Origin of the sequence: Kitasatospora sp. NPDC057518, assembly GCF_042802075.1 — a bacterium.
Lineage (GTDB): Bacteria > Actinomycetota > Actinomycetes > Streptomycetales > Streptomycetaceae > Kitasatospora.
In genome coordinates this window covers 1-12,308 of sequence record NZ_JBHVEU010000267.1, presented here as the reverse complement: position 1 = coordinate 12,308, position 12,308 = coordinate 1, and the positions used below count along the sequence as shown (strand labels likewise).

Annotated in this window: 8 protein-coding genes; 3 read left to right on the top strand and 5 right to left on the bottom strand. The window is 72.6% G+C overall.

Going from position 1 to position 12,308, the window contains the following annotated elements; all coding sequences use genetic code 11:
- Positions 1-75: 75 nt before the first annotated feature.
- The 5 genes from ACFU7Z_RS25210 to ACFU7Z_RS25190 all read right to left on the bottom strand — a co-directional run bounded on the left by ACFU7Z_RS25210 (position 76) and on the right by ACFU7Z_RS25190 (position 7,038).
- Positions 76-1,911, bottom strand: coding sequence for an RICIN domain-containing protein (locus ACFU7Z_RS25210; RefSeq protein WP_380779815.1), 1,836 nt, complete (start codon positions 1,909-1,911; stop codon positions 76-78).
- 86 nt (positions 1,912-1,997) lie between these two features.
- Positions 1,998-3,884, bottom strand: coding sequence for a DUF5107 domain-containing protein (locus ACFU7Z_RS25205; RefSeq protein WP_380779813.1), 1,887 nt, complete (start codon positions 3,882-3,884; stop codon positions 1,998-2,000).
- A complete protein-coding gene (locus ACFU7Z_RS25200) occupies positions 3,881-4,726 on the bottom strand; it encodes a carbohydrate ABC transporter permease (protein WP_117486249.1) in 846 nt (281 codons plus the stop codon). Before ACFU7Z_RS25200 ends, ACFU7Z_RS25205 begins: the two co-directional genes overlap by 4 nt.
- Positions 4,727-4,771: 45 nt before the next feature.
- The gene (locus tag ACFU7Z_RS25195) at positions 4,772-5,737 is read right to left on the bottom strand and encodes a carbohydrate ABC transporter permease (protein ID WP_380743673.1); all 966 of its coding nucleotides are present in this window, start codon (positions 5,735-5,737) and stop codon (positions 4,772-4,774) included.
- A gap of 2 nt (positions 5,738-5,739) precedes the next feature.
- The gene (locus ACFU7Z_RS25190; protein WP_380779811.1) at positions 5,740-7,038 is read right to left on the bottom strand and encodes an ABC transporter substrate-binding protein; all 1,299 of its coding nucleotides are present in this window, start codon (positions 7,036-7,038) and stop codon (positions 5,740-5,742) included.
- A gap of 282 nt (positions 7,039-7,320) precedes the next feature.
- On the opposite strand from ACFU7Z_RS25190, the gene ACFU7Z_RS25185 reads away from it, so the two are divergent.
- The 3 genes from ACFU7Z_RS25185 (at position 7,321) to ACFU7Z_RS25175 (ending at position 12,270) form a co-directional block, all read left to right on the top strand.
- Positions 7,321-8,325 carry a LacI family DNA-binding transcriptional regulator gene (locus ACFU7Z_RS25185; RefSeq protein ID WP_117486251.1) on the top strand — a complete coding sequence of 335 codons (1,005 nt, stop codon included), beginning with the start codon at positions 7,321-7,323 and terminating at the stop codon, positions 8,323-8,325.
- Between the two features lie 172 nt (positions 8,326-8,497).
- On the top strand, positions 8,498-9,256 hold the full coding sequence (locus tag ACFU7Z_RS25180; RefSeq protein ID WP_049649312.1) for a DeoR/GlpR family DNA-binding transcription regulator: 759 nt from the start codon (positions 8,498-8,500) through the stop codon (positions 9,254-9,256).
- A 347-nt stretch (positions 9,257-9,603) separates the two neighbouring features.
- On the top strand, positions 9,604-12,270 hold the full coding sequence (locus ACFU7Z_RS25175) for a TIM-barrel domain-containing protein (RefSeq protein WP_380779809.1): 2,667 nt from the start codon (positions 9,604-9,606) through the stop codon (positions 12,268-12,270).
- Positions 12,271-12,308 lie beyond the last annotated feature (38 nt).

The following is a 12,308-nucleotide window of genomic DNA, read 5'->3' as shown; positions in this document are numbered from 1 at the left end:
AGCCGTGCCGGGGTCGGGGTCGGGGTCAGGAGGTCGACCGCCGCCGCGGCGGCGATCCGGTGTCCGGCTCCCGCGTCACCGCGGCGTCTGCGGAACGAAGGCGAGGGTCTGCTCGGCCGCCGTGCGGCCGCCGCCGACCGTGGAGCCGGTGGTGTCGTTCCAGGAGCGGGCGGGCACGGTCTCGGCGAGTCGGCCCGCGGTGCCGGACATGCCGATCACCAGGCCGCTGTAACGGTTCACCAGCTGGAACCGGCCCTTCCCGGCCTTGCTGGGGAGCACGAACCACTGCTGCCCGACGGTGGCGTTCCCGTCGACGGCGCCGGTGGCGGTCAGCGCCGCACCCCAGGCCCGGCCCGCCGTCGAGGTGGCGTCGACGCCCAGCAGCCGACCGGTGGCGGCGTTGACGATCCGGTAGGAGCCGTCGCCCTCGGCCAGGAACCGCCAGGACTCGCGGGCGGAGCCGGCCGCCCTGGCCGTGGAGGTGACGGCGGAGCCGCCGGCGCTCTGGGCGAGGACCCTGCCGTTGCCGCTCTGGATCCGGTAGGTCCTGGCCGGGTCGACCGGCGGGGCGGCCGGCGCGGACGAGCCGACGGTGAGCTCGACGTACTGGCCGTCCGAGCCGGCGCAGGCGAAGGAGCAGTACGACCGGAAGGTCCTGCCGACGATCGTGGTACCAGTCAGGCTGGCGCTGTCCAGGAACCAGCGGTACCAGGAGGCGGTGTGGTAACCGCCGGTGTCGCCGAGCAGCGTCCACTTCTGGGTGGCCAGGTCCTTGGTGGCGTAGATCTGCTGCGGGGCGTTTCCGCTCTGGTCGACGGCCTGCGGAGTGCCGATGTAGAGGCCCAGGTAGGCGTCGTAGGCGATGTTCATGACGAACAGCGGCGTGCTCGGGGCGAGCGTGCCGGCCGCGATCTGCCGGCTCACGGTGCCGGGGTTGGCCGGGTCGTACTCCTTGGCCGGCGGGAGGTACCCGGTGGGGTTGGCGCCGTCGGCGGGCACCATGTCGCTCTCCAGGCCGCCGGCCCCGGGCTGCGACCACGCGCCGTCGTACCACTTCTGCCAGCTGCCCGGCGCCATCTTGGCGGACATCGGGGCCCGCGCGACGTGCTGCTGGAACGCACCCCAGCTGCCGCCCTTGTCGACGATCCGGGAGCCGTAGAAGACGTAGAAGTATCCGGAGGCGGTGTCCACGAACAGTCGCTGGTCGCCGTCGCCGTAGGAGAAGGTCTGCTGCGGGAAGGCCGCGGTGTCACCTCGCGTGGTGCTGCGGGGCGAGGTGATCACGTGGTCCCTGATCGTCCAGGTCCGGCCCTGGTCGGTGGAGACGGCGTAGTCGATCGCGTCGTAGTGCAGGCCGTCACCGAAGGGCTGGGGGGTGAACTCGTTGTGCACCAGCCCGTACCAGTCCCCGCTGTCCGGGTCGACCCAGACCCCGGCCAGGTCGCAGTAGTTCCGCTGGGCGTAGTGCGAACCCTGCGGCGCGTAGCTGGACTGCCGTCCGGTGGGGCTGTTGTTGCAGCGTGCCGTGGTGTCGTCGTTGCGGTCCGACGGGTCGGCGGGGTTGACGGCGTCGCTGATCGCGGCGGACCTGGTGGCGCTGTCGAAGTCCCGGCCGGTGAAGAAGTCCCACTGCCGGGAGTCGTTCGCGCCGTACAGCGAGTGCGACTGCTGGAAGTAGAACGTGCCGTCCTTGTCGGTGTAGGGACTGGCCTGGGTGTCGTCGGGGTAGGCGTACGAGCCGGTCCTGCCGACCGAGACCGTGTACGTCGCGGGGGCCGGCCTGCCGGCGGCGGGTGAGTCGGCGGACGGCCTGTCGGCGGACGCCGGTCCGGCGGCCAGGGTTCCGGCGCCGAGCGCCGCCAGGGCGGTGGCGGCGAGGGCGCGGGCCCATCGGGTGGGTAGAGGTGGCACTGGTACTCCTCTTCCGTGGCGGGGCGCACGGTTGCGCCCCTGCTGTGGGGGTGCGGAACGGGAGAGTGGTCCGGGGAGGCGGGCGGTCAGCCGTCGGCCATGCGGAAGTCGTACTGCGGGGGCACCGGTGTGCCGGGGTGGACGGCGAGCCAGAGGGTGTCCAGGGAGAGCTCGCCCTCGCGCATGGTGTCGACCTGGATGCCCTCGGCCAGCAGCCGCCGGACCCGGTCGTCGTCGCCGAGGGCGTGCGCCGCCTCCGCCTCGGCCAGCCTGATCCGCCCGTGCGCCCGGTCGGCCGGGGAGAGCGCCTCGATCAGCGCGAGTGCCTCGGCTGGGCGCTCGGCGCGCCGCAGCGACTCCAGCGTCTCGATCGTCAACTCCCGTAGTTCCGGTCGGAGTCGGTGGGACGAGAGCATGAGGTCGGCGGCCTCCCGCGGCTGCGGGGCGAGGAGGGCGAGCGCGCGCAGCGCCCAGGGCGAGGCCTGGACGGCGACGGAGCGTTCGAACGCCTCGTGGGCGGACTCCCGTTCCCCGTCGGCCAGGCGCAGCAGCCCGAGCTGGTACAGCGCGTGCCAGTCCGTGGCGTTCGCCTCCAGCAGCCGCCGCCAGTGCGCCCCGGTGACCGGCTCGGCCGGCGGGTCGCAGACCGGGAGCGTGCCGGTCCTCAGGAGCCGCCGCCAGGGCTCCTGGGCGGCCGCCGGCTCGCCGAAGGGCAGGGCGGGCGAGGCGGGCAGGGCGCCGGCCTCGATCTCCAGCGCGGCCCAGCCGCCGCCCTCGGACAGCACCTCCTCGGGCGCGCCGAACTCCCCGGCCCGGGCGTCGGCCCGCTCCAGCTCCAGCGGCGGGAGCAGCCGGTCCAGCGCCTGGCCGGCGGCCTTCCGGGCGGCGTCCCAACTCCCGTGCACCGCCGTGGGATCGGCCTGCAGCAGCCCGTACGCCTCGGTCCACGACCAGGTGGCGCCGGCGGGCATCGCCAGGTGCTCCAGCTGGGTGCGGGCCAGGCCCGCCTGGATCTCCAGGTAGGCGGAGTCCGGGCCGGAGAGCCACTCCTGCCAGTGCCTGCCGCCGGTGCCGGTGCCCCAGCAGAACAGCTTGCGTCCGCGCAGCCGGGCGGTGGAGGTCTGGACGAGCCCGGCGCCGGTGCCGTCCAGCGCGGCGATCCAGGGGCGTTCGCCGCCGGGGAGGTCGAGGAAGTAGTCCGCGGCGCGCGCCGCCCGGCCGGGGTAGCTGCGGTCGGCGCCGTCGGCCTCCGGGAAGGCCACCCGGCGCAGATCGCTGACGTAGTCGCAGTGGAAGGCGTGGTCGGCCGGGCCGAGGACGCGCACGTCCCGGTCCTGGGGCACCGCGATGTTGGACCACCAGTAGACCGGTGTCTCGCTCGGCGCGGGGTTGTGCACGGCGACATGGACGTAGAGCACCGGGGAGCCGGCGGGCAGCCAGCTGTCCATCCGCAGCACCAGGCGCCGCAGCCGCTCGAAGGCGTACATCCGCAGCACGGGGGTGCCGTCGGGCGCGCGCACCCGGACGGCGTGCAGCGGCTCGCAGGTCAGCGGCCAGTGCCCGGTGGCGCCGAGGTTCCACTCCACCCCGCCGGCCAGCCAGGCGTCGCGCAGGGCGAGGTTGGCGGGCTGCAGGATCCGGTTGCGGTGCAGCAGCTCCCGCCCGGTGGGGCGGTGCACCAGGGACCACAGCCGCCCACCGAGGGAGGGCAGGAAGGTCGCGGTGAGGGTCTCGTTCTCCAGTACCACGCACGGGAGTTCACGCTCGGTACGGACGCGGTCGTACCCGCCCTGCCGGGTGTACGGCAGCAAGGTGTCGGGCACCCCGTAGGCCAGGTTGCGGCGCATCTCGTCGTCGACCCCGGCGCCGGCGCCGGTCTGCCGGGGCAGGCCGTGCAGGATCGGCAGGGTGCCGCCGACCGGATCGGGGGTCCCGTCGATGCGGAGCGGGTCGGTGCGCAGGGTCGAGGTCACTTGCCGATCCCAACTGTCATGCCCTGGATGATCCGCGAGCCCATCCAGGAGAAGAGCGCGATCATCGGGGCGAGGATGATGCAGACCCCGGCGAACATCGTGCCGAAGTCCAGGCCGTTGAACTGCTGTGCCGCGACGAACGAGGAGAGCGCCACCGGGAGGGTGGTCGTTCCCTGGCTGTTCGTCAGGACGAGGGCGAACAGGGTCTCGTTCCAGGCGGTGATGAACTGCAGGAGGAAGGCGGTGACCAGTCCGCCCCGGGCGACCGGGAGCACCACCTGGACGAAGGTGCGCAGCGGGCCGGCGCCGTCCAGGACTGCGGCCTCCTCCAGCACGCCGGGGACGCCGCGGAAGAAGCCGGTCAGCAGGAAGACGGTGAACGGCATCGCCAGGCCGACGTAGACCAGCCCGAGGCCGAGGTCGCTGTCGGTCAGGTCCACCCGGGACAGGCCGATGAACAGCGGCACCACCAGGACCTGGCCGGGCACGCCGAGACCCATGGCGAAGCTCATCGTCAGTGCCGAGGAGGTCCGCGAGCGGCGCCGGGCGAGGGCGTAGGCGCAGGGGGCGGCGAGGGCGACGGCGACCACGGAGGAGAGGCCGGCGGTGAGCACGCTGTTGAGGGCCGCCCGCGCGAAGCCGCCCTCGTCGAGCGCGGTGGTGTAGTTGCCGGTGTCCGGGCTGGTCGGCAGGCCGAAGCCGTGCCGCAGGATGTCGGGGCCGCTGCGCAGCGAGGTCAGCAGGATCCACAGGAGCAGCAGCAGGTCGGCGGCGACGACGATCCAGACGGCGGCCGTGCCGATCCTGCTCGCGGGTCCGGTGGGCCGGTTACTGCGTCGCACGGGAGGGACCTTTCCGGTTGGGTGCGGGGGGCCGGGACGCGAGGGTCAGTACTCGACCGGTTCGCGGCGCAGCAGGCGGCGCATCACGACGGTGATCAGGGTGACCATGGCCAGGCTGACGATCGCGGCGGCGGTGGCCGTGCCCAGCCGGGGGACGGTGCCCTGCGGGAAGGCCTCGGCGTACACGTACACGGCGGTGTTCCAACTGCTCACCGGCGGATAGGCGTTGGTGCTGCCACCGTAGAGCAGGATCAGCTCGAAGATCTTCACCGAGCTGACGGTCCACAGCACCGCGCAGACCGCGATGACGTCCCAGGCGCACGGCAGGGTGATGTGCCGGAAGCGCTGGAAGGGGCCGGCACCGTCGAGTTCGGCCGCCTCGTAGAGGTAGTCGGGGATCTGGTCGACCGCCGCCATGATGACGGAGGTGTAGTAGCCGGTCGCCGTCCAGACCAGGGTGCCCAGGACCATCGGGAGCAGGTTGTCCGTCGACAGCCACTTGGGCGGTGTGGTCACCCCGAAGACCTTCAGTGCCTGGTTGACCGGGCCGGTGGGCGAGAACAGGAACCCGGCGGCGATGCCGAAGACCATGCCGTTGACCAGCGAGGGGAAGAACAGCACCGACCGGGCGAAGAGCCTGGCCCGCATCTCGCGCAGCACCAGGGTCAGCGCGAAGCTGAGCACGAAGGTGATCGTGCCTCCGACGACCATCAGTTCGAGCGTGTTGAACAGCGAGGTGCGGAACCTCGGGTCCTGGAACAGCAGGAGGTAGTTCCGCGGGCCGCGCCACTCCATCTCGCCCATGCCGTCCCACGCGTACAGGCTGGTCCACAGGGCGTAGCCGACCGGGGCGACGAACAGCACCGCGTACACGATCAGCGCGGGGGCGGTGAAGGGCCAGAACACCCGGCGGCGCTGGCGCTCCAGCGGGCCGACGCCGGAGCGGGCGGCGCGCTCGGACCGGCCCGGGGCGGCGTCCGTCCGGGGCGGCTCCTCGATCGTCGTCGCCACCGTCAGCCCTGGGTCTGCCAGTAGGTGACCTGGTCTGCCTTGCACTTGGCGACGAACCGGTCGGCCGTGGTCCTGCCGTGCCAGAAGTCCAGGTAGTTCTCGTTCAGGACCTTGGACAGCCAGCTGCCGGCCACCCCGTCGAAGCCGAGGCGCACGGTCGGGGCCTCCAGGGCCTTCTGGACGTCGGCCAGTTCGGCGGGGGCCGGGATGTCGCCGCGCGGGGTGAGGTTGCCCGCGGTGGTGGAGATCCCGGACAGGTGCTTCTTCTGCAGGAAGAAGGCGATGAACTTCTGCGCGGCGGCGGCGTTCCTGGCCCGCTTGGGGATGGCGAAGCCGAACAGGGCGGCGTCCGGGGTCTTCGCGCCGGGCGGCAGCATCGACGCCGTCCTCCAGCCGGCCGGGACCTGCTTGGCCACCTCGGCGGTGACGTAGTTGCCGTCCATGTAGAAGGCGGCCTTGCCGCCCGCCCAGTTGGTCTCCTGCGCGGGGTACTTGGTGGCGTCGTAGCCCTCGATCAGGTGGCCGCCCCTCACCAGCTGCTCCACCTGCCGCGCCGCGCCGAGGACCGCCGGGTCGTCCCACGTCGCGCCGGACCGGTCGGCGGCGAGCCGGGCGACGTTCACCCCCGCTCCGTCCAGCAGGTAGTCGAAGTACAGCGCGTTGCTCCAGGGGTCCTCCCCCTCGGAGGCGACGCACGCCTTCCCGGCCGCCTTCAGCGCGTCACAGACCTTGAGCAGTCCGGCCCAGTCGGTGGGCGGACTCGGCATGGCGGCGGTGATCGCCGGGTCGGCCGCGTTGTAGAACATGGCGTTGGTGACGACCTCGTACGGGATCACGTAGTGGTTGGAGCCGGACGGGTCCTTCGGCAGCATGTCGAAGTACTTGGCCGGGACGACCTGGGAGACCGGAACGTCCTCCTCGGGCACCCGCAGCTGCAGCACCGGCGAGAGGTCCAGTGCCTGGCCGGCCGCGGCGGTGGTGCCGTAGACCTTGTCGTCGGACTCGTCCCACAGGTCCGGGGCCCGGTTGGCGGCGATCGCCGGGCCGATCTTCTTGGCGATGTCCCGGCCCGCCCAGGTGACGTCCACCTTGGCGCCGGTGGTGGCGGTGAAGTCGTCGATCGCGGCCTTCAGCACCTTGGCCTGCGGCTCGTCGGCGCGCCACATCGACCAGTAGGTGAAGCTGCCGGCGGCCTTCGCGCCGCCCTCCGAGCCGCTGCCGCAGGCGCCCGCTCCGAGCGCGAGGGCGACGGCGGTGGCCGCCCCGACGACGCGGGCGGCGGGCATGGTCGTTCTCCCCATGGGTGGTTCCTCTCGGAGGCGCGAGATGCCGCGCGGACGTGTCGTCAGCCGGGGCCCGAGGACGGGGAGCGGCTGGATGGCTGGGACGATACGGTCGGGTTGACCGGTAAATCAAGAGTCCTTGCAAAAACCTGCTCAGGACTGCGGTGCCTCGACACCGTTCACGCAAGGAACTCTCAAGTGACGAGCCAGGGCGGGGGTTTGATCAATCTTGACGCCCCCTCACCGGTGCCCTACCTTTCACCGAAGGCAAGTTGACCGGTAAAGTCGAAGGATCCAGTCATGGTGACGATGCAGGACGTGGCCGAGCGTGCCGGGGTCACGAAGCAGACCGTCTCCAACGTCATCCGGGGGCGGGGGGCCGTGAGCCCGGCGACCGCGGCCCGGGTGCGCGCCGCGATCGGGGAACTGGGGTACACCCCCAACCTGGTCGCACGCTCCCTGGCCACCGGCGCCACCAGGACGGTGGGACTGTTCGTCCCCACCGTGACGGGCTCCTTCTACCCCGACATCGTCGAGGAGGTCGAGGACGTCCTCGACGCGAACGGCTACCACCTGCTGCTCTGCACCACCCGGCTCGACGGCGAGCGCGCCAAACGGCACCTGGCGGGCCTGACCAGCCGCTCGGTGGACGCCCTGCTGATCGCCGGCGACCGGGACCTGATCGACCACCTGCCGCTGCTGGCCGAGGCCTCCTTCCCGGTCGCCCTGTGCGCCTGGGAGACCGACGCCCCCGACCGCTTCCCGGTGGTCACCATCGACTACGAGCGGGCCGGCTACCTGGCCGGGCGCCACCTGCGCGAACTCGGGCACGAACGCGTCGCGGTGCTCGCCAGCCCCGACCACGGCCCGCGAGTCGCGGGCTTCCGGCGCGCCTTCGCCGCCGACGGACTGACCGTCCCCGACGCCGCCGTCCACACGGCGTCCGAACCCACCCCCGCGGGCGGCTTCGCCGCGGCGACGGCGGCACTCACCGCCGACCCGACGATCACCGCGCTCTTCGCCACCCACGACGTCCTCGCCCTGGGGGCACTGGAGGCCGCCCGGGCCGAGGGCCGCTCCGTGCCCCGCGACCTGTCGATCGTCGGGCACGACGACAACCCGGAGGTCGGCGTGGCCCGACCGGCGCTCACCAGCGTGGCCATCCCCAAACGGGAGATGGCCCGGGAGGCGGTCGAGCTGCTGCTGCGCGCCCTCACCCGGTCCGGCAGCCCGGCCAACTCGATCCAGCTGCTGCGGCCCGAACTCGTCGTCCGGGACAGCACCGGCCCGGCCGACGGCCGCTGAACGGACCCGGCCCGGCTCCCCGGCGCCGCGCGGGGCTGCGCGGGCTCCCCGCGCCCCGGCCCCCCGGCAACGCCCCGACTACTGCATCGCGCCCGCGCCCGACGGTGCCGCGCGGTTCCGCGCAGTTCCACGCAAAGATCGTCCCTCGCGCGCGCGGCACTAGACTTCCGCCATGCTCAAAGCCGACCGCACCTCCCGGATCCTCACGCACCTCACCGAGACGGGCAGCGCCGATGTGCACGAGCTGGCCGGGCTCCTGCGGGTGTCGGCGGCCACCGTCCGACGGGACCTCCAGGAGCTCCACGACCAGGGCCTGCTGCACCGCACCCGCGGCGGGGCGGTCACCGGCGCCGTCAACCTCGAACTGCCGCTGCGCCACAAGCACGGCACCCGGCAGGCGGAGAAGCGCCGCATCGCCCTGGCGGCCGAGCAGCTGGTGCCCGACGGCGCGGTGGTCGGCCTGACCGGCGGCACGACGACCAGCGAGCTGGCCCGCGTCCTCGCCGAACGCGGCGGGATCACCATCGTGACCAACGCCGTCAACATCGCGGCCGACCTGATCGTCCGGCCGGACATCCGCCTGGTGGTGGTCGGCGGCATCGCCCGGACCACCAGCTACGAACTGGTGGGGCCGGCCGCCGACCGGATGCTCGCGCAGTACCACCTCGACATCGCGTTCATCGGCGTGGACGGCCTGACTCCCCAGGAGGGCTGCACCACGCACGACGAGATGGAGGCCCAGACCGACCGGGCGTTCCTGCGCAGCAGCGCGCGGTCGGTCGTCCTGGCCGACAGCAGCAAGATCGGCCGGGTCACCTTCGCCCGGATCTGCCCGCTCTCCGACGTCCACGACCTGGTCACCGACGGCGAGGTCACGGCGGCGCAGGAGGAGGCGATCGCCGCCGACGGCGTACGGATCCTGCGCGCCTGACGCCGAGGCGCCGTCCTCACGGGCCCGGATCCCGAAGACCCGGCTCCCACCCCACACTGACGCCCGGCCGGGCCCACCGGCCGGGCGTTTCTGCCACCGCAATGGTTGACATGAACTCACTAAACCAGGAAGCTCTTTCGCATCTGCGCGGAATCAACGTCAATCAAGCATTTCCAATCAGTCGATCAAGCGCATACGAAGACGGCAACCGCGGTGGACGACCGTGTGCCGGCGCTCCCCGCGGTGTGCGCCGTCGGCGCCTCCCCGCTCGCCCGGGCGAGTCCGGCACTCCCTGACCACCGGCCCCCCGACCACCCGCCCCTCGAACGCCGAACGGAGACACCACCGTGCGTCCACTCCGGCCCCACCTCCGCAGGGCCGCCCTCCTGGCGGCCCTGGCCGTCCTCCCCGCCCTCGCCGGGCCCGCCCTCCCCGCCCGCGCCGCGGCCCCCGCCTCCGCCGTCCTCGACCAGGGCCACCGGAGCGTCACCTGGCAGAGCCCGCAGTACGCCAAGGGCACCCTCGGCAACCCCACCAGCTGCCCTCCGGCCACGCAGGACCCGGGCGGCACGGTCTGCGACCACTTCGACCTGACCGTGAACGTGCCGGCCGGGTACTGGGACGACAACCCGGAGGGCGGCGTCCCGGTGTCCGTCCGCTGGCAGAACCCCACCGACGACTTCGACCTCTACGTCTACGACGCCGGCGGCAAGCAGGTGGCCACCAGCGCCGGCACCGCCGACCCGGAGGCCACGGTGATCCCGAAGGCCTCGGGCACCTACCACGTCCTGGTGGTCCCCTACGACGTCCACGGCGGCTCCTACACCGGTACGGCGTACCTGCCACAGACCTCCGACGCCGGCGACCTGACCGGCTTCGGCGGCTCCCAGGGCAGCTACGACATCGCCGCGGGCACCCTGAAGGCCCGGGTCGACTTCCTCGCCGACGACCAGCTGCGCCTGCGCGCCGCCCCGGACGGCGTCCTCACCGATCCGGCGGGCAGCACGATCGTCCGCAAGCAGCCCGAGCCGCAGCGCGACACCAGCACCTTCGACGCCGGCGCGTACTACGGCATCCGCTCCAAGGGCCTGGTCCTGCGGGTCTACAAGCACCCGCTGCGGTTCGGCCTGTACAAGGCCGACGACCGCACCGCCCTCTGGCAGGAGAGCGCCCCGCTGCGCTGGAGCACCGGCGGACTGCGGCAGAGCCTCGAACGCGGCGCGGACGAGCAGTTCTTCGGCGGCGGCGAGCAGAACGGCTCCTTCTCCCACCGCGACCGGACCGTCCACGTCGCCAACGGCACCGACTGGAACGAGGGCGGCTGGAACAACTCCCAGCCGTTCTACGTCTCCACCGCCGGCTACGGCGTCTTCCGCAACACCTTCACGCCCGGGATCTACGACTTCGGCTCGCCCGTCCGCACCGGGCAGCAGGAACGCCGCCTGGACGCCTACTACTTCACCGGCGACGTCAAGGCGGTGATCGGCCGGTACACCGACCTGGTCGGCAAGCCCTTCATGCCGCCGGTCTACGGGCTGGAGCCCGGCGACGCCGACTGCTACCTCCACAACGCCAACCGCGGCGAGCGCCACACCCCGGACGCGCTGAAGGTCGCCGACGGCTACGTGGACCACCAGATGCCGCTGGGCTGGATGCTGGTCAACGACGGCTACGGCTGCGGCTACGAGAACCTCGCGCAGACCGGCACGGGCCTGCGCAGGGACCACGCCCAGCTCGGTCTGTGGACCCAGAACGGCCTGCCCGACCAGGCCGAGGAGGTCAAGGCCGGCGTACGGGTGCGCAAGCTCGACGTGGCCTGGGTCGGCAACGGCTACGACTTCGCGCTGAACGCCTGCGACCAGGCCAAGGCCGGCATCGAGGACGGCAGCGACGCCCGCGGCTTCGTCTGGCTGCCGGTCTCCTGGGCCGGCGCGCAGCGCTGCGGCGTGCTGTGGAGCGGTGACCAGAGCCTGTCCTGGGACTACATCCGCTGGCAGATCCCGACCTACGCCGGCGCCACCATGTCCGGCATCGCCTACAACACCGGCGACGTCGGCTCGATCTACCGCCGGGACCCCGCGATGTACACCCGCGACCTGCAGTGGAAGGCCTTCCTCCCGGCGATCATGACCATGGACGGCTGGGCCCGGGACATGACGGGCACGCAGCAGCGGGACCAGCAGCCCTGGCTGGACGGCGAGCCGTACACCTCGATCAACCGCAAGTACCTGCAACTCAAGGAACGGCTGCTGCCGTACATGTACACCCTCTCCGCGGAGGCCGCCCGCACCGGCGTCGGCGCGGTCCGCCCGCTCGCCCTGGAGTACCCGCACGACCCGAACGCCCTCGGCCCGAACGCGACGTACGAGTTCCTGGCCGGGCCCGACCTCCTGGTCGCGCCGGTCTACTCGGACACCGCCGTGCGCGACGGCATCTACCTGCCCGAGGGCACCTGGACCGACTACTGGACCGGCCGCACCTACCAGGGCCCGACCACGGTCAACGGCTACTCCGCCCCGCTCGACACCCTGCCGCTGTTCGTCCGCGGCGGCGCGATCGTCCCGATGTGGCCCAAGGGCACGCTGTCCTGGGAGAACCGCGACCGCTCCGAACTCGACTACGACCTCTACCCGAAGGCCTCGGGCGACTCCTCCTACACCCTGTACGAGGACGACGGCGTCACCCGGCAGTACACCGCCGGCTCCTCGGCCACCCAGCAGGTCGACGTGCACACCGGCCGCGCCGTCACCAACATCCGCATCGGCGCCAGTGACGGCGACTACGCCGGCAAGCCGGCCGAGCGCTCGTACCGCCTCACCGTGCACGGCCGCCCCGCACCGCGCCTGGTGGCCACCGACGCGGGCCCGCTGCCCCGGCGGGACTCGGCCGCCGCGCTCGACGCGGCCGGCTCGGGCTGGTACCACGACGCCGCCACCGGGGTGACGACGGTCCGGACGCCGTCCGTCCCCACCGGCGACGGCTTCTCCCTCAACCTCGTCCACGGCGGCAACTGACCGCACCACCGTGAGAGGGCTTCCGCCCCGGTACGGCG